Origin of the sequence: Parabacteroides sp. AM17-47 (assembly GCF_003434625.1) — a bacterium.
Taxonomy (GTDB): Bacteria; Bacteroidota; Bacteroidia; order Bacteroidales; family Tannerellaceae; genus Parabacteroides; species Parabacteroides distasonis.
This window is the reverse complement of record NZ_QTLI01000002.1, coordinates 189,587-214,768: the sequence shown is the minus strand read 5'-3', so window position 1 is coordinate 214,768 and position 25,182 is coordinate 189,587. Positions and strand designations below refer to the sequence as shown.

Genomic DNA, 25,182 nt, shown 5'->3' with positions numbered 1-25,182 from the left:
GATACTTGTGGTGTTTATCGTTTGGATGTACACGCCATCCGGCAAGCGTTGGTTGGATAGCATGAAATAAAAGGACTATCGTATTTCCGGTCCGGACACTACTGTGTTTGGCTTCGGATACTACTGTGTTGGCTTCCCAACGCAATAGTGTTCGGCGCCAAACACGGTAGTTTTTTTTGTCTCCCCCCTATATCCCCTCCGGCAGGATACTTTGGCTTTGCAATTCCCGGGCGATACGGTCGCTTAGGGCGAAGTGATTCTCGAGCGTGGCTTGTAGGCGCAGGCGCTCTTCGGGTGTCGCCGCCGTGCGGACGGACTCCAAGGCCCGGGCTAACTTCCGGCGTGCGAAGGACTCGCCGTAGAGGAGCACTTGGAAGCGGGTCTCGCCGGGAAGCCGTTCGTCCGGTACCGGCCCGGTATCTTGCGGTGCGGAGGCCCGGAGGGAGAGGACAAGGGCGGAGAGCCGCTCGTCCGCTATCCCGTCCGGGTGCTTGCCCTCGGCGAGGAGGTGGAGCAAGCGGGCGTGCTCCGGGTCTTCTAGGGGAAGCTCGTTGTCCGCCAGTTCGCCGGAGACCCATGCGGGCAGGGAAATCCCGTTTCCGTCGGGGTCGTAGAACATCCGGTCATGGTGCGTGAGGCAAAAACGCAGTAACGTCCTTTCTCGTGGCAGGGCGGGCGTGAGGCCTGCGGCTTCCTTCTTCGGCACCGGTACCGGTACGTTTTTCGGGCCTGTGGCGACGGAGATTTCCTGCCGTAGTACCTCTATCGGTATTCCCGTCGCTCCGGATAGCTCCCCGATCCTTCGGTACACGGCCAGCGGGGAGGAGAGGAGGCCGATCTCGCCCAACGTCTCGTTGATGGCGGCGGTGTCCGTGTGAGGGCGGGAAGCCGCTTGGCGGATGCGGTAGGAGAGGTAATCGAGGGTACCCTCCCGTGCTAGGCGTGCCAGCTCGTCGCTCCCTTTCCGGCGGTACACCTCGTCCGGGTCCATGCCGTCGGGCAGGGGAAGCAGGCTGACGGCGCATCCCTCGGACAGGAGCATATGGGCGCACCGGACCGTGTTCTGCCGTCCCGCCGGATCGGGATCGAGAGAGAGCGTCACCTGCCCGGCCAGCCTCCGTATCGCCCGGATATGCTCCTCGGTGAGCGCCGTGCCGCATAGCCCCACGGCGTACCGTATGCCGCAGGCGTGGAAGGCGAGCACGTCCTTGTATCCCTCGCAAAGCAGGATTCGCCCCTCGGAGCGAACGGCCTTCACCGCCTTGTGCAGGCCGTAGAGGATATGCCCCTTGTGGTAGGCAGGACTGTCGGGGGAGTTGACGTATTTCCGCCCCTTCTCCGACGGGGTAAGGCTCCGTCCGGCGAACCCGGCCACCTGTCCCCCGGTGGTGTGTATCGGGAAGATGAGCCGGCCTAGGAAGGGGCGGAACACTTGGGGGACGTCGGGCGGGCAAAGTCCCACGCCGAAGCCGCGGTAGGTCTCTTCCAGCCCATGGCGATCCTCTATCGTACGTGCCGTACCTACGGGGTGGCCCGGTAGCAGGCCGCTAGCGAACGAGGCGTTCGCCAGCAACAACGCTTCCCGCTCGTCCCGCCGCCGCTCACGACCAGCGGCAGCGGTCTCTTCCACCTCGATATTGTATTTGCGTGCCAGTAGGCGTACTGCCTCCTCGAAGCCGCATCCCTCCATGTGGCACACGAGCCGTATCGGGTCCGCCGCCTCGCCGCAACTGAAGCACTTCCCGATGTTCCTCGCCGGGGAGACGCGGAAGGAGGGATGCCGCTCGTCGTGGAACGGGCACAGCGCCACGAAGTCCTTCCCCGAGCGATGTAGCGTGAGGTAACCGGAGGCTACCTCGTCGATGCGGGCCGTCTCCCGCACCTTGCGCAGCGTATCGTCTGTCAGCATTCGAAGAGGCCCTTTCCCTTCGGTTTAGGCTCCGCCGCCCGGGCCTTGCGGACGCATGCCGGCTGGGTGTCGTCCCAGAAGGAGGTCACGCCCTCGTTGTGCATGAAGCGCACGTGTCCCAGCTCGCCTTGGCGGTTCTTGGCCAGCAGGATCGTGCCCCTCCCCCGGGTAGGCAGGTGCGTATCCGGGTCCTCGTGTATGTTCACCACGGAGAGGCGGCTGATGAAGGCCACCGTATCGGCGTCCTGCTCGATAGAGCCGGAGTCCCGGAGGTCGGATAGCTGGTGCCTGAAGGAGTAGGTCCCCCTCGTCTCGCAATTGCGGTTCAGCTGGCAGAGCAGCACGATCGGTATCTCCTCGTCCATCGCCGTAATCTTGGCCTTGCGGGTGATGTTCGAGATGGCCTCGTTTGGGGTCTGCCCCTTGTCGTCCCGGTTTACTAGCTGCAAGTAATCGATGATGGCGAGGGAACACTTCCCTTGCCGCCTCCTGAGGGAGATGTCGCAGCGTATCTCGTCTATTTGGATGTCCGAGCGTTGGTTGATACATATCGGCAATTCTTTCAGCTGCCGGCTCGCCTCCTCCAAGGCTCTCATCTCCTCCTCGGTGGCGGTTCCCTTGGTGATCTTCGAAGGCTCCACGTCGGCTATCTGTCCCAGCATCCTGAAGATCAGCTGTTCCCTCGACATCTCCAGGCTGTAGACGCAAACCGGTACCCCTTGCTTGGCGGCGTTCACCGCCATGAAAAGGGCGAAGGCCGTCTTTCCCATGCCCGGGCGGGCGGCGAACACGTGGAGCGAGCCTGTCCGCAACCCTCCCATAAGCCTGTCCAGTCCCCCCAGCCCGGTATGTATGCCCGCCGTACCGCCCCGGGCTACCCGCTCGCGTATCTCCCGTACCCGTGCCATGGCCTCGGCGGTGGCGGTAGGCATGTCCGGTATCTCGTGGGTGAGGGAGAGCTGCTCGCCCAGTTCATCGGCCACCGTTCCCAGTTCCGATATCAGCTTTTGCGTATCCCGGTCGTCGGCCGCCGCCTTATGCGCCAGCTCGTGGCACCTCAGGATAAGCCGCCTTGCCACGAAGGCCTCCCTTATGTACTGGCAATGCTGCCGTACGAACTCTCCGCCTACCTCCATGTAGCCGTCTTGCCGGGCCAGCTCGAAGAGGTCGGGCAGTTGCCCGGCCCTCTCCGGCGAGAGCCTCCGTATCTCTTTCTCCACCGAGAGTATATCCGTTCCTTCCCCCTTCCCGTGAAGGCTGAGGTAGGCCTCTATCGCCAAGGCGATATCCGGGTGGGTGAACATCTCGGGCCTTATCCTGAAGGCGATCTCGGGAAGGCTCTTGCGTGAGGCCAGCAGCCCGAAGAGCAGGGCTTTCTCCGCTTTCCGCTCTTCGGGTAGCGTGAGGCTGGCGGGGAGGGAGGTAGGGGTTAGCGTTTTCTTATTTGCCATAAGATGTTTTGTTTAGTATGAACGACTGATAATTGATAATTTCCACCGCCATACCGTGATCTAGTTTTTTCTTGGTTATCACGCTGCTTTGTTCTAGCTCTTCCAATCCTTTCCGTATGGCATAGACCGTGCAGCCAAGATAAGTGGCCAGCTCGGGTATTTTCACGATACATTGCCCTTTCTGGATGGTGTATGTGTCATTTTTCCATGGACATTGGTAAGGGCTATAGGCGACTTTGCTGTACAGGTACAGCATGATCCCTATTTGCGTCGGGATCCGCTTTCCCTTGCAACAATTTCTTATGAGCATATCCAAGAAAACTCTGGGATAGCGGATGTAGCCGTTCTTCCGTAGCTCATCCGTGTTGAATAGTTTATACATAATGTTTTGAATTATACCCCTTTAGGGCGTGTTAATAAATATCGTACTCTGAATCGCATTCTAGATCAAACTCTGAACTTCTTAATCCTTAGCGGATAAGCTTGGAATCGTTGCTTTTTTTCGCCACGATTTCGCACCGCTATATATAAATATACAAGGGAGTTATTAAAAGATTTAAATAGGAAACGTGTCGTTTCCGTCTTTTTTGAAGAACCATTTCATTTAGATCGTTTTTTCACAATGGCCGTAAATCATGAATGAATAAATATTCCACTCTTTTTTTATGAAGATCGTGAGGATTTATAATTGTTGTTTAAATCTCTGCAAAGATCGGAATAAAATTGCGATAAAACAAAATATATACGAAGATATTAAATGTTTACAAACATGTGTTATAGTACGCTTTATTTAGATAGTAATAGCTAAATTTATGGAGGATTATTATGTGATGTTAATTGGAAAATAGATATTTTTTTAGGGATTGAATATTTTAATAAACTATGAGTGATTGTGCAGCCTTGAGGCTGATTCTAGACACTAAAATATATTTGTAGATAATGGCCTATAACTCGTGAATTCTAGTCATGTGAATATTATTTATGTATAGTAAGTGCTCCCTACAAATATCATAGGAAAAAGAAGGCGTCTTACCTTTTTGCGAAGGAATAACCATGTTTTTTTCTTATGAGATTTTTATAGAGTTAATTATTTTGTTCATTTGAGTTTCCCATGAGAGAGATCGAATTGATTCCCTGATCTCAAGGGGAGAAAGAGATTGCTTTTCATAAAAATGTATTAATGAGTTTATATCGATGGCGGTTTCATCTGCGGGCACTTTAAGTATATACGGTTTATTCTCAAAGTCGCTATCTGTCTCAGAGTAAATAAAAGAAAGGCCCCGGGCGGCATATTCCCTGTTCTTTAATGTTTTAATATGGGTGATACCGCTACGATGCCGTGCAAGACTACCGATGGCCATGTCTGCTTTCTCAAAAAGCCGGTCAAGCTCTTCGCCGTGCTTAGCGCCGTGAAGGGTTACGTAGTTCTCTAATTTATGCTGTTTGATGATTGGAAGGATATCATCTTTTTCTCGTTGCCCGAAGAAATCTCCTACAATATGGAAAAAGACTTTGTAATTGGGATGTGAATCATAATAATCAGCCAGACCTTTAACCAGACGGTCAAATCCATGCCAGTAATGAATCTCCGCTACTCCTATTAGGTGAAGTTCCTTGTTTGTATCGTTGACCTGTTGTTTCAATTTAATTTGCGAGAAGTCAATGCCGTTCGATATTTGTATAGTGGGAATGCCGAATATGGTCTTATAGTCGGAGAAAGTCACGATCCCGCATAATTGTTTGGCCAAGGAATGACGGAAACATTGATCTATAAATAGTAATTTCCGACGAGAGAAACCTATATATTCTTGGTCATAAGGATAAGTTGGTATTTCCATTACAACCTTTATCCCCGCTTTACGCATTTGATGAACCATATGAATCGTGAATGGATTAGCGTTATGATCAGATCGCATATAAATAAAACTAATATTTTCTTTCTTCGCATATTCAACGATTGAAGAATATTCTATCCTTTTCAGTATTTTACCCTTGAACCCTGCTCCATAATCTTGTAGTACCTCGGAGTCTATCATTCTCAATTTCCTGCCGTTAGACTCATTTAGGTAACAGAGTCTCGTATCAATGCCACATGCTCTTAAGGCATTGACTTGGTAGTAGATCTTCTTGCTGATCCCATTAGCAGGATTAAGACCGTGAAATATCAGGAATAAAGCTTTCATTTCTGTATCTTGGATTTAAGTAGGTTAATAATATCATAAGTTCCACTTAATTGTATATATATGGAAGAAAAAGATATAGCTAACAGAATCTTAACGGATAAGCTTCCTAGCTCAGTCATCTTGTATGATATCTCATATATAGGCCATAGTAAGAGTATCAAAATACTTGTTAATACAATAGGTGATAAAAATTGTCGGATAAAGATTTTCACATTACGCTTTAATGTCACTTTATACATCCATATATAGCATTGGATGAAATTGATCGTAAATGTGATAGTAATGCACCATGCGATCGCTTCGAGCGTTTTAAATACAAATATCCCTATTACAATGCCAGATACGTTTAATAAAGTGGAGAATACGCCGCAAATGAATAAACTTTTAGTGTCGTTGGCCGCTTGGAAAATAGAGCCGGATGTTGATAATATTATTTGTATACCAACAGATATAGATAATATCTGGAATACCGGAACGGAGGGCATCCATTGATCCCCAAACAAAATGAGAGTGATTTCCCTTGCGGAAAACCATAATAACGCAGACAGGGGTAAACCAATAAAGGCTAGAATATGAATAACCTTCTCGTATGAATCCGCTAGCTTATGCAAGTCATCTTGAAAACCGGAAAAGATTGGATGCATGACAGGAGAGATCACATGGGTTATATTTTGCAAAGGAAGCATCATTAGCCGATATGATTTTTCGTAATACCCTAGGGCATTCATATTCATGTATTTTCCGATTAATAATTTATCAAGGTTTCTGCTGAAATAATTAATTACATTAAATAAAAATTGATAGGCTGAGAAACTGAATATCTTTTGGACCGAATCCAGACCGAATGTATATTGTAACTTTTGAGGGTTTTTCCGATATGATATGATAAATAAGAGAATGCTGGAGAAAATAGGATTAATGACTAATGCATATAGTCCGGCACCTGCGATGGCGGCACTGATGGCTATGCTTCCTCCAATAAATTGGATAGTTAAGCTACGATATGCGATAAACTTAAACTCCTTATTCTTGAATAGGAGTGCGTTAGGAACGATGTTTGCCGAAGCAAAAAATAAATTGATGGATAGTAGTTGGCATATTGTCAGTAATGTCTTTTGTTTATAAAAAAAAGAAATGGGCCAAGAGCATAGGAAAAAAAGAATAGATATCATGATTCCCAACCATAAGGTAAAAGAGAATATTCTGTTAAGATCTTTGCCTGTTAAATCCTTATTTTGAATAATAGCGGGCGCAATACCTAGGTCACTGAAAATACCAAAAAAAGAAATAATTACAGTTGCTATTGCTACTATACCAAATTCTTCGGGGGCAATTAAGCGTGCTAATATTCCGGTGACAACCAGAGAAATAATTATTCCGGAATATTTGGATATGGCCGTATATAATACTCCTGATATTAATTCTTTTTTTATGGATGCCATAGTTTCTTTTGTTTTTATAGGAATGATTTGAATAATAAAACTATTAGATTTTTTGTTGTCACGTATTGCCTATATTCTTTTAGACATCGTCTGGCTATTTTCAAGCGATCTTTAAAGGGTATTTTATAGGATAGCCATACTGCGGCGTTGAGCATTCTTGATAAATATAAGTCGATTATTTCACGGAACATTGGGTGTGAGTCCGCGAATTTGCTTAAATGGGCAGTTATCGTAAAGTAACTTTCCATGTTTCGCATTGAGAACTTACTGGTCATGATTGAGTCTTCCCGTAGCCTACGTTTGAAGAAATCCTTGTGTATGGAGGATACTCTTTGGGCCTGTAAATATAACAAGCATGTGAATAATTGATCTTCATGGATGATTCCGGGAAGAAAATCGAGTTGGATCTCTGTTAGGTATTCTCTTCTTATGAAATTAAGACATGGGGATGGAGAATATGCCTTATGATCTATTAGGAGTTTTAAGATATATGGGCCTTGATATACTAACTCCGGATTTGTACAATCTTTTCGTTGATAGTTTAAAGATATGTTTTTATGTTTTTCCTTGTTTAATATGTCCGCATCAAAAAAAACGAAATCTAAAGCCTGTCGTTCACATTTAATATAGCATGTTTCTAAGGCTTCTGGCTCCAGATAATCATCACTATCCATAAAATAAACGTATTTACCTTGGGTATATTCGTAGCCTTTGTTTCGGGTGACTGATGGCCCTTGGTTATACTGTGTATAAATTCGGATACGTTTATCTTCATCAGCTAGGCGTTTTATGATAGATAGACTGTTATCTGTTGAGCCGTCATTTATAACAATGATCTCTATTTCTCGTAAAGTCTGGCACATGATAGATCTTACCGCCTCTTCTACGAACTCCTCGGTATTATATAGGGGTATGATTACGCTAACTAGATTCTTATCCATTTTTGTTTGTTAATATCATAACGTTTGATAACTCTAGCGGGATTACCTATAGCAACGGAGTAATCTGGAATGTCCTTAGTTACTACGCTTCCAGCTCCGATCTGGCATCTCTTACCAATATGGACACCTGCTACGACTACACAGTTTGCTCCAATATGGGAGTCTTCATCTATTACTACAGTTTTCTTTACTAAAGGTTGTTCATTGGAATCCACATTTCCATCCTCATATCCATGATTAAAACCGGAGATGAAAACGTGCTGACCTAATCCGACTTTATTTCCGAATCGTACGGGACCAATCACCACCGAACCGATTCCAATACGGGCGTTGTCGCCTATGATAACATCGCCTGCCCCATTGTTGATGGTCGTGAAATCCTCAATGAGGGAATTTTTACCTACCGTGAACTGATTCCAAGGGAATACATCAATACGGGATCTTCTCCTTCGAATGATAGCTCCTTTTCCTTTCTTATGGATCCAAGGATTGACAAACCATTTTACCCAACAACGAGGTTTAGGATTTTTAGGAGAGGTTATTGAATAGAATACTATTTTCTTCAAAAACTCATTTTGCTTGATTTTCTGTTTGATTTGGCCTATATCCATGACTTATCAGGTTTAAATCGTTTTATATAGGGTCAAAAGATTTTCCGCTGTTTGTGACCAAGAGAATCTTTTGACTCTGTTTAAACCATATTCTATTTGATTTTGATAGAATATTTGATCTCGCTCTAAATATAGTATCTTGTCTGCGATTTCTTTTTCACTCAACGGGTCAACTAGTATTCCGCCTTCTCCAGCTATCTCTGGCATTGCGGATGTGTTCCCCGTAATTACAGGTGTGCCGCAAGCCATGGCTTCTAGCAAGGGAATACCGAAACTTTCCCTTAGGGAAGTATATAAAAAAGCGAAAGCGCCGTTATATAGATAAGCTAGGTCTGTATTAGGGATGTATCCCGGGTATGAGAGAAAGGGCTTGATCTCTTCTATCCGTTGCTCTCGTAGGATAGCGTCTAGTTTATCCTCGCTTAAGTCTGCGATAAGTAGAGGTCGTTTCTTTTCTGAGTGCTTCAAATAAAGGCTATATGCCTTTAACGTGCGGGCGACGTTTTTTTTAGGATCTGTATTGCCTAGGAAAAAAATATAATCGTCATTATTAATATACTTATGGGTAATAGATGATATCTCTGGCAGGGGATGAAAGTGCTCACTATATCCATTATAGATAGCTGTGATTTTATCCTTGGGTAATCGCAATGCCTCACGTATGCGGTCGCATTCAAAACGAGAGACTGTGATGATCTTCCTACATTGGGGGAGTATGCGAGGAACCACCATGCGGCGATAATACCAACCCATGTTTTGATACCAAGATTTATTTCCTCCCTGACGGGGTTCTAGGAAAATAATATCATGTAATGTCAACACTAACGGGACAGGGCAATTTAGTGGGGCGGTATTACTGGTACAATGCAAGAGGTCTGGCTTTATCTTGCTTACATTTCGTGGAAGCGCAACTTGTTCCCAAAGAGGGTAGGTAGGGCATTTTACCTCAATAATATGTACATTGTCTGTCTCTTCTAGGCAATGATCTTCACCTGGACTGACGAATATAAAATATTCATTTTCCTTGTCGATTTTTTGTAACTCTCGAATACTCTCAAGAGCGACAAAGTCCATCCCATGTTTGTTGGTCCGGAATATACGTTGTGCCTCAATTGCTATTCTCATGGTTTTAAAGAATGTTTAGTTGGATTAAATTTGTGTCCTCCTATACGGAAAATATTGAGGAACATAAGTATGAATAAGACAGGAACGCTCGCTATCGCTTTCTTGAATTTCCTGTCGACAAGATAGTCTGGTACCGCTATACTGAATGTAATACCTAACAAGACCAATAAGAGCCACCACTTGATGGATGTTATAAAATCGAGAACAGTCAAAAATGAGGCTATTAATATAATAAAACCTAGCAGTAATACGCGAGGAGGCATCATCCATTGAAATAATTTGTCGCAATAGTCCCAATTTCCATTAAATATGGCTGCCGGCATTTGGAAAAGACCCGAGAATAAGTTGCTGATTTGAGTTGTCAACCAACGACGGCGCTGGTTATAGAAATCCCTCTTACCTCGAACTTTCTCGTCATAGGTATATACTTCTTCCAAATACTCGATATAAACATTTTGCAACAAAAGCTTTCTTTCCATGTATTTATCTTCTCCTATATCGTGACATTCTTGTATGATATCCTTGAAAAGCTCGTATTCGAAAGCCATGCCGGAGCCGCTAAGGGCGGAAGAGAATCCGAGACGGGTATGGCCTTTACGAAAGATAGAGTTGTTAATTTCTTCGCTGACAGAATCGAGCACAGCGATATTGCTATCACGGTTTTTAGCGACTCTGTGTGTTTGCAATGCGGAACAGCCCGCATAAAGGGCATCGTTTATTTTCTCGAGATAACTTGGTTTTACGATATTATCCGCATCGAGGATAACGACATTATCATACTTTATATCTCCTTTCTCAATATAATGTATGGCTTCTTTGAGAGCCTCGATTTTTGTGCTTTGGGGACTATCCATTTTAACGACTTTCGCCGATAATGCTTTTAAGTTATCTATCGTATCTTGTCGCATCTGATTAGATATAACGATAATGTCGTATCGTTCTCTTGGATATTCTTGAACGAGAAAATTTTTTACGGAGTCTATGATAACTTCGTCTTCTTGATAAGCGGGGAACAAGACAGCGAAACGATACTTCTTCTTGGCAGTTGGATAATTATACTGTGGTTTCCGTTTTGAATAGATGGCAAACACGAATAAATATAGTACAAATATCAGAAAACAAAGGAATAAGATGGCATCTCCTAATTGAAAGGCATATTGTTCCTTATCAATCCAGTTTTCTCCTATTTGAAAGAATTGTTCAATCATAGCGTTATTTATTTGAAACAGTTAATTTTTTTTATTCGTATCTCTTTGTCAAAGTAAGGACCGTTTAACACAAATGTTAGCCCCATAAATGCGATTATCATTGTTGGAAATTGACCCCAAAACGAGTTTGCGTATGCGTTAATGAACATACCGAATATACCACAAAGTAATCCGGACAATAATCCTTTTAGTTCAAGATCCTTGATCTGTGTGGCAATGATCCACCCTCCCCATCCTATAGTTAAAAAAATCATACTAAGATAAAGAATCAATCCAACTATGCCTGTTTCTACCCAAATTTTTACGTACCAAGAATCAGTTGGAATAGAAGTGGTAAAACGAGTGGATATTTTTACTCCTAATCCATCTCCAGATAGTCCAAGCCCTTCCCCAAAGGGCTTATATTTGAGATATGTGGCTAATTTTTTTTGATTTTCTTTGCGTACGATATATGAGGCATCTTTGGTTGGGTTAAAAGCGGTTCTCATTCTTCTGATAGATGAGTTGCTTTCTCCTATAGTCGTAAAAGCGAAAAAGATATAGATAAACAATAACATACTTGCTCCCCCAATGACCATTTTAGTTTGTTTGCTGATCAGTGTGTAAAGTGCTAGCCCTGCTAATGGTACGATTATAGCTCCTCTTGTCCCGGAAAGGAACAAAGCATAAAGTGCTAGAATCGCTATACATGAATAATATATCTTGCATAATGCAGATCGCATGTAGAGAGAGGCTATACCGAAAAACATGATGGCGGCACCCATATTGGCACCCATATTACTGGCATCCGTAAAGAATGAGAAATAGCGGATTCCAGACCAAATAATATGTGTTGTGGCTCCTCCGGCATTAAGCCATTTTGTCTCAAAACTATCAAATCCAATAAACTTTTGCATTAATGTCTTAATTACCGCAAATAACGTGAATATGGATAAACAAAATATGATAGCTTTGAGTATGGAATAGCGTGTACATAATAGAGATGTAATAATAACTATAATCAATCCATTGAATATTAATCCTCTTGATAATATCCAACCTTCTAATGAGCTGGTTGGATTGATTATTTCTAAAATGCAATAACCCATCCAGATACATAATGCGATACTTAGGATATTAAATGCTCTACGCCATTCTATGTTTTGAAAAAGGGCAGCTTGAATAAAGATCAGTACCAAAGCTATCATATATAGGATTTCCATAATAACACTGATCCCTTCTATGGGAATGTATCGGGTGATGCCTAATATGAAGTAATTGGTCGTGAATATAACGAATAATATAAGCCATGGATATCTTAATAAAAGGATACCTCCTACACAGAATAATGGAATCAAAGTTATTAGTATGAATACTGGAATTGAGTTATACAGCAAGGATATGCCAATACCTCCCAACCCTAAGACAAGAAAGAGCTGAGATATTTTGAACGAAGTATTGTCCTCTTGTATGTATCTTGATGTTTCCATGTGTTTTCGTTATTTTACAGCGGTATTAGTCGCCGTTAATCCCATATACATCATCCGGTTTGCGAAAGATCGCATAGATGTTTGAGGGGGTAATTGCCCCGTGAAATCTTCCACGGCCTCTCTCGTGGCATTGTTTAGATATAAGTACAATGCCGTGCCTTCTGTAATGTCACGCAGATATTTAACTAACTCCGTATCGCTATTTTTCCAAACCCGGCAAGCGTTAGCTACTAACAAATTGACTTGGCTTGACCCTAGCAAATGGGATGGAACACCATACTGTTGGATAGAAGGATACTCAACGATTAATATATCCGGCCTGCTTTCAAGCTGGATATGTTTGTCTATATGTTCAGCCATGAATAAGGAGGCATCGATTGGGATATCTTGACCGACTCTTAGGTATTTTACGTTGAAGCCAAGCTCTTCCCAAGATTCCTGGAAATATCGTGAGATAAACGTTTTTCCTTCTTTTTCCTCTAGACTTAGTATATTGATACAAAGTGTATCGCCCTTTTTGATGTAAGGTGTTAACCGGTTACAAGCATAAGCCGCAGAGATACGGTTACAAGTTTTTACGAATCCACGATATTTTAATTGGGAATTACGTCCTGTGAAAGCCCCTAATATATTCATGCCAGTAAGACGTCTGGCCCGTTCGGCATCCCGGAGCGTACGATCTAGCAACTCGATAACTAGGTTTAATCCGATAATAAAGATAATGCTACCAATAAATGCGGCAACAACTAATAGAAACCGCTTTCCTTTATCACTGAATAAAGGATAGGAGGCATCCGAGATCGTATTTAAGTTTGAAGAGGTTAATTGAAGATTCTTCTGCTTCATCTTTGCCATATTTAAAGCATGAAGTACTTCAAGATAAGATTGCTCGGTTACATGAATCTCACGTTCTTGTTGATTTATTCGTGTACCAATAGGAGAATAATTCTTGTATTGATCTGCAAAATCATTCTTGCGCTCGTTTAGAACCTTCAAATCAGCTTGAGCTTTCGCTTGTATAAGTGTTTGATTTAACCATTCTTGAACTAAACCTTCAATGGCTAAACCTTCTTTACTTTCTTTATAACTATTAATATTATTAGTAATTAGACCTATTTTCTTTTCGGCATCTCGTAGTTCTTCCCTGTATTTTACTAACTCTTGGTCTTTACTTAGCATTTCATCGGAGGTGAAAGTCTCTATTTCTGTTATTTTACCACTAATACGGGATACCTCGGCTAAGGTATTAATGAATTCCTCATTGGACTTAACTAATTTAGTACGAATATCCATGTACTGCTCCAGATTTTTGATAATGCTGGATGAGCTCTCGTAATTTCGCCGTGTCTCCTCATATCGATTCTCAAAGTCTGCGAAAGAGTGGGCGATAGCTTTAGTTTGCTCAATATAGTTAATAACACTATTCTTTACATTATAATCAGTAAGCTCGTTTTCTTGCTTATTCAGTTGTACACGAAGTTTCTTAAGTTCTTCCTCATAATATTTAACAATATCATTTGCGGTTTGATATCGTAAGTTGTTATACGAATATTTTAATTCTTCACTCACCAATTTGACCGTATTCCATGTAATACCGGGATCGGTAGAAGTATAAGCTATCTCTATTAAGTCGCTGTTTCCTTGCCTTCTGATGATAATACTGGATAAGGCATTGTAACTGTAAAATGCACTAGATCCATTAAACAACTCATGTAAATAATTACGACTGTCGCTGTATTTATACTCCTTGAATAAGTTAACGGTTTTGTCAAGAGAAGTTGTATCAACTAAAAGTAAGATCTCTTCTGGCACGGAAGCTATCAACTTTTTATAGTTATTTGCTGTTATATATAGATTATCTATTTCCGGATCTCCATGCATTAAGTTTAGAGCTAGTAATTTCAATGAGACATTTTCTAAGGTTCCTCTTGATTTGGTTAGATTTACCAAGTTATCATAGGTGTTATTCACAGCTTGCCAATCAGGCCGAGTCTCATCATCTAATCCTGTATTAGACGTAATGCCAGTGTAAATTGAGGTGGTAACTGTATATTTTTTTTCTAAGAATTGACTGAAATAAGCAACCAACGCTGTTATTATTAGCGTTCCGAATACTAATTGATGCCGGATTCTATATATAAAACGCGATATATAAAGTGTTATATCCATGGGTTATCGATTTATAATCTTAACATTTGTGAGCATTTCTAATAAAGTTACGGCATTGTGTAAGGTCGCACGACCTTCTTGGTAAGAAATCACGGCACCAGAACGACGTCCACGTTCCATGGATAATGAGATAATATCAATTTTTCCATTAATAAAATCTTGTTCGGAGATTTTCATCTGGGCGTTGTAAAGTGCGGCAGCATCTGATTTAGCTTTTAATGTAGCCAATGCTTGTAAGACACTATTATAAGCTTCCAGTATTCTTAATTTCCGTTCTTCTATGGACATTTCATACTCATAATCCAATTGACGGAAACGAGCTTTCTTCATCCGTACTTTTTGGCCTCGGCTGAATAAGTCTCCGAATGGGATAGACACGGAAATACCTACACTGTAAGTATGCTGATTACTGCCTATACTGGTGAGAAATGAAGGATCTTCTATGGTTTCTCTTGTAGAAAGTTGAACTAATCGCCCATATTGATATTGGCCGTATACCCTGAAATAGTCCAACCATTCTCTTTTTGTAATCTTCATATCGGCGTTAGCCTCATCTCTTTTAGCTTCATAAATTCTGACAGAAGGATGGTCATATACGGATTCCAGAAAAACCGATAGAGGTGGTAATTGAATACGTTCATAGTCATCTAGCATGGCATTTATAGAATCCGTGCCGGAAGTTACTTCTATTGTTGTCGCTTTATCGAAGTATGTCTTCTTTTTTTGTGCGACAATTGAAAAAGCATTTAATATGAATAATAGAATAAATAGTATCTTCATGTGAATTATGTTTGTTATCAGCTATGTATAGTTTATACATCCTCTTTCTGCACGAACGCCGTAAACGTCTTGAATATAATCTTTATGTCTAGCCAGAAAGAAAAGGTATGAGCATATTTGATGTCTAATTGTTTACGTTCCTCGGCGGACATACTACCAGAATTGCCACGTTTCTCTACTTGCCAAAGACCTGTAAGGCCGGCAGGAGCCATGAAGCGTTGTATGTATTCGTCACTGGTCAGTAGCTCAGCCTCGTATATGGGAAGAGGGCGGTTACCAACTATTGACATGTCTCCATTTAATATATTGAATAGCTGGGGGAGTTCGTCAATGCTATATTTCCGGATAATATGGCCGATCTTTGTTATACGGGGATCATTCTCTAATTTGATGAAAGCGTTGGAACGTTCGTGACGCTTTATTTTTAGATAGTCGTTTTCGGGAGTAGCGTCATTATCAGAATATAAAATGATATTTTGTTTATTCTCTTTAAAAAAAGAGGTCGCATTCTGTGAATTCACAGAAGTTGATGAAGAGGCCACGGCCTCTTCATCAATAGATTCCATATACTGATTAAGTTTCTTATATTCAGCCAAGCGCTTGTCCGCGTCCATATACATAGAGCGGAACTTATAAAAATCGAAAACCTTGTAATTGCTGCCTACTCGTTTCGACTTGTAGAAAGCGGGGCCTTTGTCCTCCAGCTTGATCCAAATCACCGTGATGATAAAGATAGGGGAGAGGCAGAGGAGCGCCATGGATGAGAAAATGATGTCGAAGACCCTTTTCCATAAAGGCAGCTTGAAAATGGCGAGATCAGGCTCTTTTATTTGAGGCTTACGCGCTTTTTCCATTCTCTTGCATTTCTCGGCGATACCCAGTAGCTTCACTAAATCTTCCTTAGAGGTAGACTCGGAGATGACACAGTCCGTTCCGGCTTGCAAATAGGATATTTTCTCCTCCCGGGTCATTTCCGGGGCGATTAATACGATATATATATTTTGAAACGTCTTATGCAAATGCATGATCGCAGGAATGTTTAACGTAGGATCTGTTTTCTCGATGAATACACAATAATCCATTTCCTCGGCAGGAAGAAGCGTGTTTTTCATCTGCAGAAGCGTTATACATTCTATGACCCCGGTGCCTAATGCCTTACGTAAACGTTCGGCCAACGGCACGTTATTACCGAAAAAGACATAATTCATTATCTTAATATTCGTTTTACCCTTACCCTTAATTCCTCTGGATTGAAAGGCTTCAAGATAAAGTCTTCCGCCCCTTCCTCAAACAAACGTATTCTATTTGAGCTGCTCTCTACGCTCGATAGGATCAAGACCGGTATATGGCTGAACATATCGTTCGCTTTTAAATAAACCAAGAATTCCTCTCCGGACATTTCTGGCATATTCAAGTCAGAGATGATCAAATCCGGTAAATTGCCTTCTTGAAGCCAAGCGATCGCTTTCAAAGGATTTTCTTTATAGGATACCTTGTAAGTACTTGATAAATAAAGCATGATTATCTTTGCGATTTCTTGCTTGTCATCCACTAAAAGAACAGATTTCTCCATAGAGTCGTATAATATTGTCGTCTTTTGTTTTATCTATTATGCAAATTTAGGATATTAAATTGAAAAAATCTATGTTTTTCAATTGTTTTTTTGAAAAAACAGTTCGGACTTTGAAAATAGGGGAAACTGCGATTTTTTGATTAAGTTTGTACGCACATAAATGAGATGAGTATTCGAAGATGCGTTGGAGGAAATATATAGATTTTGATGTTATTCATTTATTGGTTGGCGCTATTGTCGGGATGGGCTTGTCCTCTTGCCAGCCGGAGATGCCGGTGATCTCTACGATAACCGTGGAGGCGGATGGCCTGACGGTTCCCGTGAACCCGGATCTGTATGGTTTGACCATTGAGGAGATTAACCATGGGATCGATGGGGGGCTGTACGCCGAGCTGATCCAGAACCGGAGCTTCGAGGATGGCGTGCCACCCTTGAACTGCCCTTACGACGCCGCCCGGAACGTCTTGATTACCCCGAATGGCTGGACGATCCCTTTCATGCGGGGAGATTCCGTACCGGGATGGAGGCGGATCGTCCCTAATACACAGATATACCCGGATATGAAGGAGCTGGTGAATGATAAGAACCGGCGGTCGTTGCTCGTGGCCGTATCGGCTTCCGGGGAGTCGGGGCGCGGAGGCGTGATAGCCGAGGGATACCGGGGGATACCGATCCGGAAAGGGGAACGATACGATCTCTCGTTTTTCGCCAAGGGGGCGAATATGGTGCCCCGTACCATCCGGGTGGCCTTGGAGGACTCGATGGCTAATACGGTCTTGAGCGATGTGTTTCAGGTAGCGCCGCTATACGAGTGGAAACGATACAGGCATACGTTTACGGCTACGGAGGACGCGCCGAACGCGGTCTTGACGATCACGGCCGATACCTCCGCCGTGTTTTGGCTGGATGTGGTATCCCTCTTCCCGGAGGATACGTGGAAGGGACGGAAGAACGGGCTGAGACCGGACTTGGCGGCGCTGGTCGATTCCTTGGCCCCTCGTTTTATCCGTTTCCCCGGAGGCAGTTTCGTGGAGGGGTATACGGCGGGTACGTACCCTATCTGGAGGGAGACGCTGGGCGATATCTCGGAGCGTAAGCATTTCTGGAACGTATGGGCCTATGGTACGACGAACGGCATGGGCTACCACGAGTACTTGCAAATGTGCGAGGATATGGGGGCGGAGCCTATCTACGTTATTAATAGCGGGATCACGAGCCAAAGCCGCCGGCCCCGCTACGAGGATATCACGGCGATGGATAAGCTCACGGGAGATGCCTTGGACGCTATCGCCTACGCGAACGCCCCGGCGGATTCCCTGCCGGGCGCCCTGCGTGCGAGGAACGGGCATCCGGAACCTTTCAACTTGAAGTATGTCGAGATCGGCAGCGAGAACTATGGCGGGGAGTATTTCAGGCGCTTTGAGCTTTTCCGCAAGGCGATCAAGGAGGCCTATCCGGAGATTACCGTTATCAGCAGTTCGCCCCTCACGAAGCGAGGCCGTAGCGAGTGGGTGGATTCCCATTATTACGCCGGGGAGAATTTCTTCCTCTCGAACGCCAGCAGGTTTAATAGCGACCGGTATTCCCGACGTTCGCCGGCGGTGTTTATCGGGGAGTTTGGGACGACGGAGCGGCCCTTGGCCGGTACGCTCCGGGCGGCGGTGGCCGAGGCCTGTTTCTTGGTCGGGGCGGAGGAGAACCCGGATATGGTACGCCGCTTGGCGTATGCCCCGGTATTGGGCAACGCCGGGTTCGAGAACCAGCGCCATCCGTTGATCTCTTTCAACACCCATCAGGCGGTGGTCTCTCCTTCCTACCATTTATTAAAGATGTTTACCCGCCATCGGGGGAATGAGGTGCTGAAGACGATCGTGGATACCTACGAGAAACCACAGGTACGTACGGGCCGGGCGGGCGTAGAGATGTTTGATAATAGCTATGAGTTCAAGGACGTGCGGATCGACGGCGTGCCCGTATCGGATATATCCGTGATGAGCGGGGGATGGAGGGTCCCGGAGGCTGGTACGTTGGTGCCGGAGGCCAACCGGTGGAACCAGGTATTGTTCGGCGACTCTACGAGCTACGCCTATGAATATACGGCTACCGTCCGGCGTACGAAAGGTAGCGGGCAGATACAGCTTCGCCTCCGCGACAACGGGCGGACGGGCGAGCAGGCGGATTATATCGCCCTGACGATCGGGGCGGGAACGAGCGAGCTGTACCATCAGGTAGGTGGCGTGAAGGATAGCTTGGTCTCTCCTGTGCGCTTCCCTTTTGAGAGTAACCGGTGGTATACGGTTCGCATGACGTGCGAGTACGAGCGTGTCCGTTGTTATGTGGACGGCGTATTGCTGCATGAGGTGGATATGCGTCCGATCCCGTCGTTGGTATCCGTCGCTACCCTCGACAAGGAGAACCGGGTGATTTACTTGAAGGTCGTGAATACGACCCGCCACGAGGAGAAGACCTCTTTGCGTATTGAGGGAGTGAATATCCGTAACGAGGCGGAGCTGATCCAATTGAGAGGGGAGCCGGAGGCTCGTAATACGTTTGAGAACCCGGGGGCCGTAACGCCTGTCACCGAGCCTATCGTATTCCCGATGAGCGGCCCGTTTATCTATAATTTCCCGCCTAATTCAGTGACGATCTTGAAATTATACATGGAGTAGGTCAGATAGGGCAGGAGGGCCGGTACACTTTATCTGTATTTATCCTAACTTCGCGGCGACTTTAACAAAAAAATGTGTTATGGAACCAATGCATAAGATAAACAAGGTAGAGCTCCGGAGCTTGCAGCTTGAGGACTATACGCAGTTGTCGCAATCTTTCAAGAGGGTGTACGCCGACAAGGATGTTTTCTGGACCCGCAAGCAGATAGAGACGTTGATACGGATATTTCCCGAGGGACAGGTCGTGACGCTGGTGGATGACCGGATCGTAGGATGCGCCCTCTCCATCATCGTGGATTATGACATGGTGAAAGGGGATCATACCTACGCCAAGGTAACGGGCAACGAGACGTTCAGCACGCATAATCCGAACGGGAATATATTATATGGTATAGAGGTGTTCATCCATCCGGACTACCGGGGCCTCCGGCTGGCCCGCCGTATGTACGAGTACCGGAAGGAGCTGTGCGAGAAGTTGAACCTGAAGGCGATCATGTTCGGCGGACGTATTCCGAACTATTATAAATACGCCGATCATATGCGTCCGAAGGAATACATCGAGAAGGTGCGCTCACGCCAGATCTACGACCCGGTGCTCACCTTCCAGCTCTCCAACGATTTCCACGTGCGGAAAGTGATGATGAACTACTTGCCGAACGACGAGGAGTCGAAGCATTGCGCTACCCTGCTGCAATGGGATAATATCTATTACCAGCCGCCTACGACGGATTACGTGGATAAGAAGACAACCGTGCGTGTCGGTCTGGTACAATGGCAGATGCGGCCTTATAAGACACTGGACGACGTGTTCGAGCAGGTGGAGTTCTTCGTCGACGCCGTATCCGATTACAAGAGCGACTTCGTCCTTTTCCCCGAGTATTTCAACGCTCCGCTGATGGCCAAGTTCAACCATCTGGGGGAGGCGCAGAGCATCCGTGGGCTGGCCCAGTACACCGAGGAGATCCGTGAGCGATTCGTGAACCTCGCCATCAGTTACAATATCAATATCATCACCGGTAGCATGCCTTTGCTGAAGGAGGACGGGGCGCTATATAACGTGGGATACCTGATCCGTCGTGACGGCTCCTACGAGATGTACGAGAAGGTACATGTCACCCCGGACGAGCAGAAGAGCTGGGGACTCTCGGGCGGGAAGATGGTGAAGACGTTTGATACGGATTGCGCCCGGATCGGCGTGCTGATCTGCTATGACGTGGAATTCCCGGAGCTTTCCCGTATCATGGCCGACCAAGGAATGCAGATCCTCTTCGTGCCTTTCCTTACGGATACGCAGAACGGTTACTCTCGGGTTCGTGTATGTGCCCAAGCCCGGGCGATCGAGAACGAGTGCTTCGTGGTGATAGCGGGCAGCGTGGGCAACCTGCCTCGTGTGCATAATATGGATATACAGTACGCCCAGTCGGGTGTGTTCACGCCTTGCGATTTCGCTTTCCCGACCGATGGCAAGCGTGCGGAGGCAACCCCGAATACGGAGATGATCCTCGTATCGGACGTGGACCTTGATTTGCTCAACGAGTTGCATACGTATGGTAGCGTGCGTAACCTTCGGGACCGTCGCCACGACTTGTATGAGTTGAGGGTAAAAAAACAGTAGTGTTTGCGGTTGAACACAATAGTATTCATGGTTGAACCCAGTAGTGTTCACTATTAAACACAATTATATTCGCCGGAAGAATGCAGTAGGGGCGGGATCTGTCCGCCCTCCCGTGCCGTGTATGCGTGGGAGGGCGGACGAATCCCGCCCCTGCGGTTTATATCGGGGGGAGGATCGCTCGCTTCCCCCCTTCGGAAATGATCTTAATGACTTAGCATCTCAGCCGTGATCGGCGTGAATTTCTCGGCATCCGATTTACGGAGTTGTACGCTGCCGTCGTTCCAGTTGGAAGGCCAACCTCCGATGATGTGTCCGAGGAATACCAGCTTGATCTCGTGCAAGCCTTTTGCCAAGGCCGCGGAGGTGTCATGACGGGAGAAGCGTTTTACCTCGCCACCGTTATTGACCATCAACTTGCCGTCGATCCATACCTCCTCTAAATCCGAAGAGATGTAATAAACGCCATCCTCCGGGATATTCACGTAGCCGGTAGCGATAGCGGCGTATTGCTTCACGCCTCGCATGGATTCGGGGGCGGGCACTTGGTTGGTCAGTTCACGGGTCGTCTTGATGACCTGTTTCTTACCGGTCTTCTGAGCGGCCTCCAGATTATTTACGCTTAGGTACATGCCATCGAATACCTCCATGTCGAGGCCCGGGGTCGTCTTGGCTACCTCCTTGGCGGGAGCCAGCGTTTGTTTCTCCACGAGGATCGTGCGAGGCTTACCCATCTTGCCGGAAGGCAACACGGAAGCGATCTTCACGGTCGTAGTCTCTGTGATGTCGAAAGGAGCCGTATATACGGTAGATTCCGGGGTAGGCTCGGTGCCATCCAGCGTGTAGACCATCTTCATCGGACGGTTCGTGGTGAATGTCATGGTAGCCTTGTCCGTGAAAGCCACGAAGTTGCAAGAACCGTTCGGTTGCTCGGGCTGCGGGATGTAGTAGTTGATACCGTGTCCGTCTAGGCGAACCTGAGCGTTGTCCAGACGGCGTTCGAAGTCCTTGTAATCCTTCCGGTCCAGCGGGCTCCAAGCGATCTCGGAGAGGGCTAGGATACGAGGATAGATACGGTACTCCATGATGTCCGTGTTATAAAGGTACTCACTCCATACGTTGCATTGCACGCCCTTGATGAAATGCCCTTTACCGGCCGCTGCCAGCGTGTCGGGGACGGGGTTGTACTTATAGACCCGCTCCGCCGTGGTGAATCCTCCGATAGATACCGGGTTGATCTTGTAGTCGCCTTGGAACTGGTCGATATACATACCCTCGCTTCCCGGGGTCATGATCACGTCGTGGTTCATGCTAGCGGCGGCGATACCGCCTTCCTCACCTCGCCAAGACATTACCGTGGCCGATGGAGCCAGACCTCCCTCGAGGATCTCGTCCCATCCGATCATCTTCTTGCCGTGCTTGTTTACGACCTTCTCCATGCGTTGTACGAAATAGCTCTGCAATTTCTCCTCGGCGGAATGTTCCTTGTCGCCTTTCAAGCCTTCCTTACGGATACGGGCCTGACAAAGCGGGCATTTCTCCCAGCTCGTCTTCGGGCACTCATCGCCTCCGATATGGAAATACTCGCCCGGGAATAGGGGAGCTACCTCGGCGATCACGTCCTCGAAGAACTGGAAGGGTTCTTCCTTCCCGGCGCATAATACGATGTCTTCCACGCCCCAGATGATACGGGGAGTACCCTGCTTACCCTCGCAAGACAGTTCCGGATAGGCGGCGATAGCGGCCATCTCGTGTCCCGGAAGCTCTATCTCGGGAACGATCGTGATGAAACGATCCGCCGCGTATTTAACGATATCCTTCACCTCCTCTTGAGTATAGAAGCCTCCGTACTCGGTACCCTCGCCATCGATGCGCTTAGAGCCGATCTCGGTCAGTTTCGGGTACTTCTTGATCTCGATACGCCATCCTTGGTCGTCGGTCAGGTGCCAATGCATGCGGTTGATCTTGAACAAGGCCAATACATCCAGCTGCTTCTTGATATTCTCTACCGGGATGAAATGGCGGCAGGGGTCTAGCATGATACCACGGTAGCCGAAACGAGGCTCGTCCTTGATAGATACGGCCGGAGCGGTCCATGCGATACCTTTCACGGCGGAAGGACTCTCGATCTCGGCGGGCAGCAATTGCAAGAACGATTGCATACCGTAGAAAAGACCTTGAGGGGTCTTGGCTTTGATACGGACGCCGCTGTCGGCTACGTCTAACGTGTATCCCTCGTCGTTTACGTCCAGAGAGCCGTCGATAACCAACGAGATACCGTCGGAGGTCTCTTTGTCGGCGGTAGCTATCTGGTAGCCTGTCGCCGTGTTCATTTTAGCCGCGAAGAACTCGGCTACGGTTTTCGCCTCCGGGGTGGAAGCGTAGATCTTCGTGTTTTTGTTTAGCTTGAAGTTTCCCTCGTTCTGCGTAAGGCTGACCGGTGTCGGGATGATGTTGATACCTTGGTTGTAAGCTTTCGCTTTACCGGGAGCATCATCACACGAGGCCATCAGGCCCAAGACAGCGCCGGCGCAGATTGTAGCAAGGAGCTTTTTCATAGAATTAAAAATTGAAAGTTGAAAATTGAATATTGTTTAGATGTTTTTGAGAGTTTAAAAAGAGAATTGAGAGTTGAAGATAAGATGCCGTTTGGCATCCTTTTCAATTCTCAATTCTCAATTTCCTATTTACCATGCGAAGATAGGATATTCCTTCATGATACCGTTCACCTTCTCACGAACGGCGCCGATAGTCTTATCGCATTCGGGAGCTGCCAATACGGTGTCGATCAGTTCCACGATCTCGCCCATAAGCGGCTCTTTAGCGCCACGGGTCGTGATAGCGGGCGTACCCACACGGATACCGGAGGTCTGGAAGGCCGAGCGGCTGTCGAACGGAACCATGTTCTTGTTCACCGTGATGTCGGCGGCTACCAAGGCTTTCTCGGCCACCTTACCGGTCAGGTCGGGGAACTTCGTGCGCAGGTCGATCAGCATGCTGTGGTTGTCCGTACCGCCGGAGATGATCTTGTACCCTTTGTCCGTGAAAGCCTTGGCCATAGCGGCGGCGTTCGCTTTCACCTGTGCTTGGTACGTCTTGTATTCCGGCTCCAAAGCCTCTCCGAAGGCTACGGCCTTGGCCGCGATCACATGCTCCAGCGGACCGCCTTGGATACCCGGGAATACGGCGGAGTCCAACAACTGAGACATCTTCTTGATCTCGCCTTTCGGTGTTTTCTTACCCCAAGGATTCTCGAAATCCTTACCCAGCAGGATGATACCGCCACGAGGACCCCGCAGGGTCTTATGCGTCGTAGACGTTACGATGTGAGCGTACTCCAGCGGGTTGTTCAGTAAACCGGCGGCGATCAGGCCTGCCGGGTGAGCCATATCGATCATCAATAAGGCGCCTACCTTGTCGGCTATCTCACGCATACGTTTGTAATCCCAGTCACGGGAATAAGCGGAACCACCGCCAACGATCAATTTCGGTTTCTCACGAAGGGCTACTTCCTCCATTTGGTCGTAGTCCACCCGTCCGGTATCTTCCTTTACATTATATTCGGTAGCGTGATAGAGAACGCCGGAGCTATTTACTGGTGAACCGTGGGACAGGTGTCCGCCATGCGACAGGTTCAACCCGAGGAACGTGTCGCCCGGATTCAATACGGCGAAAAATACGGCTGCGTTGGCCTGCGCCCCGGAGTGAGGCTGCACGTTGGCCCATTCGGCGTTGAATAGCTTTTTCAACCGTTCGATAGCGATCGTCTCACTTTGGTCTACTACCTCGCAACCCCCATAATAACGCTTGCCGGGATATCCCTCGGCGTATTTGTTGGTCAGACAGCTTCCCATGGCCTGCATGACCTGGTCGCTGACAAAGTTCTCGGAAGCGATCAACTCAATGCCTTTCAATTGGCGTTGGTGCTCCTTCTCGATAATGTCAAAAATGATGTTGTCTCTTTTCATTACCTCTTAAATTGGTTATTGCAATGATATGTTCCTCATTGAAAAGGAATCCTCGCGAATGTACTATATTAT

At 46.4% G+C, this 25,182-nt stretch carries 18 protein-coding genes; 2 read left to right on the top strand and 16 right to left on the bottom strand.

Annotated features, from left to right (window positions below):
- Positions 1–187 precede the first annotated feature (187 nt).
- From DW205_RS02305 to DW205_RS02240, 14 genes are all read right to left on the bottom strand, one after another.
- Entirely contained in the window at positions 188–1,909 is a 1,722-nt protein-coding gene (locus DW205_RS02305; protein ID WP_005868370.1) for a DNA primase, read from the bottom strand.
- The gene (locus DW205_RS02300; protein ID WP_005868371.1) at positions 1,903–3,360 is read right to left on the bottom strand and encodes a DnaB-like helicase C-terminal domain-containing protein; all 1,458 of its coding nucleotides are present in this window, start codon (positions 3,358–3,360) and stop codon (positions 1,903–1,905) included. Before DW205_RS02300 ends, DW205_RS02305 begins: the two co-directional genes overlap by 7 nt.
- Positions 3,350–3,742 carry a hypothetical protein gene (locus tag DW205_RS02295; protein WP_005868373.1) on the bottom strand — a complete coding sequence of 131 codons (393 nt, stop codon included), beginning with the start codon at positions 3,740–3,742 and terminating at the stop codon, positions 3,350–3,352. The genes DW205_RS02300 and DW205_RS02295 overlap by 11 nt, the downstream gene beginning before the upstream one ends.
- A 682-nt stretch (positions 3,743–4,424) precedes the next feature.
- Positions 4,425–5,543, bottom strand: coding sequence for a glycosyltransferase family 1 protein (locus DW205_RS02290; protein WP_005868374.1), 1,119 nt, complete (start codon positions 5,541–5,543; stop codon positions 4,425–4,427).
- Positions 5,540–6,985: a lipopolysaccharide biosynthesis protein gene (locus tag DW205_RS02285; RefSeq protein ID WP_005868375.1), complete on the bottom strand. Its 1,446-nt coding sequence runs from the start codon at positions 6,983–6,985 to the stop codon at positions 5,540–5,542. The genes DW205_RS02290 and DW205_RS02285 overlap by 4 nt, the downstream gene beginning before the upstream one ends.
- Positions 6,986–6,999: 14 nt before the next feature.
- Complete coding sequence (locus tag DW205_RS02280) at positions 7,000–7,926, bottom strand: glycosyltransferase (RefSeq protein ID WP_005868377.1); 927 nt, start codon at positions 7,924–7,926, stop codon at positions 7,000–7,002.
- On the bottom strand, positions 7,911–8,537 hold the full coding sequence (locus DW205_RS02275; RefSeq protein WP_005868379.1) for a DapH/DapD/GlmU-related protein: 627 nt from the start codon (positions 8,535–8,537) through the stop codon (positions 7,911–7,913). The genes DW205_RS02280 and DW205_RS02275 overlap by 16 nt, the downstream gene beginning before the upstream one ends.
- Positions 8,538–8,549: 12 nt before the next feature.
- A complete protein-coding gene (locus tag DW205_RS02270; RefSeq protein WP_005868381.1) occupies positions 8,550–9,662 on the bottom strand; it encodes a glycosyltransferase family 1 protein in 1,113 nt (370 codons plus the stop codon).
- A complete protein-coding gene (locus DW205_RS02265; protein WP_005868383.1) occupies positions 9,659–10,870 on the bottom strand; it encodes a glycosyltransferase family 2 protein in 1,212 nt (403 codons plus the stop codon). The genes DW205_RS02270 and DW205_RS02265 overlap by 4 nt, the downstream gene beginning before the upstream one ends.
- 8 nt (positions 10,871–10,878) lie before the next feature.
- Positions 10,879–12,339 carry an O-antigen ligase gene (locus DW205_RS02260; RefSeq protein ID WP_005868385.1) on the bottom strand — a complete coding sequence of 487 codons (1,461 nt, stop codon included), beginning with the start codon at positions 12,337–12,339 and terminating at the stop codon, positions 10,879–10,881.
- Between the two features lie 9 nt (positions 12,340–12,348).
- Positions 12,349–14,508: a hypothetical protein gene (locus DW205_RS02255; RefSeq protein WP_005868386.1), complete on the bottom strand. Its 2,160-nt coding sequence runs from the start codon at positions 14,506–14,508 to the stop codon at positions 12,349–12,351.
- A gap of 3 nt (positions 14,509–14,511) precedes the next feature.
- Complete coding sequence (locus DW205_RS02250; RefSeq protein ID WP_005868389.1) at positions 14,512–15,288, bottom strand: TolC family protein; 777 nt, start codon at positions 15,286–15,288, stop codon at positions 14,512–14,514.
- Between the two features lie 32 nt (positions 15,289–15,320).
- Positions 15,321–16,496: a sugar transferase gene (locus tag DW205_RS22430; RefSeq protein ID WP_005868390.1), complete on the bottom strand. Its 1,176-nt coding sequence runs from the start codon at positions 16,494–16,496 to the stop codon at positions 15,321–15,323.
- On the bottom strand, positions 16,496–16,861 hold the full coding sequence (locus tag DW205_RS02240; RefSeq protein ID WP_005856577.1) for a PleD family two-component system response regulator: 366 nt from the start codon (positions 16,859–16,861) through the stop codon (positions 16,496–16,498). The genes DW205_RS22430 and DW205_RS02240 overlap by 1 nt, the downstream gene beginning before the upstream one ends.
- A 179-nt stretch (positions 16,862–17,040) precedes the next feature.
- Between DW205_RS02240 and DW205_RS02235 the strand changes: the two genes are divergently transcribed.
- On the top strand, positions 17,041–19,530 hold the full coding sequence (locus DW205_RS02235) for an alpha-L-arabinofuranosidase C-terminal domain-containing protein (protein ID WP_005868391.1): 2,490 nt from the start codon (positions 17,041–17,043) through the stop codon (positions 19,528–19,530).
- A 79-nt stretch (positions 19,531–19,609) separates the two neighbouring features.
- Positions 19,610–21,145: a carbon-nitrogen hydrolase family protein gene (locus tag DW205_RS02230; RefSeq protein ID WP_005868392.1), complete on the top strand. Its 1,536-nt coding sequence runs from the start codon at positions 19,610–19,612 to the stop codon at positions 21,143–21,145.
- A gap of 203 nt (positions 21,146–21,348) precedes the next feature.
- On the opposite strand, the gene DW205_RS02225 is transcribed toward DW205_RS02230, so the two are convergent.
- Both DW205_RS02225 and glyA read right to left on the bottom strand, forming a co-directional pair.
- Entirely contained in the window at positions 21,349–23,700 is a 2,352-nt protein-coding gene (locus DW205_RS02225; protein WP_005868393.1) for a family 20 glycosylhydrolase, read from the bottom strand.
- A gap of 129 nt (positions 23,701–23,829) precedes the next feature.
- Positions 23,830–25,110: a serine hydroxymethyltransferase gene (glyA, locus tag DW205_RS02220; protein WP_005856586.1), complete on the bottom strand. Its 1,281-nt coding sequence runs from the start codon at positions 25,108–25,110 to the stop codon at positions 23,830–23,832.
- Between the last annotated feature and the right edge of the window lie 72 nt (positions 25,111–25,182).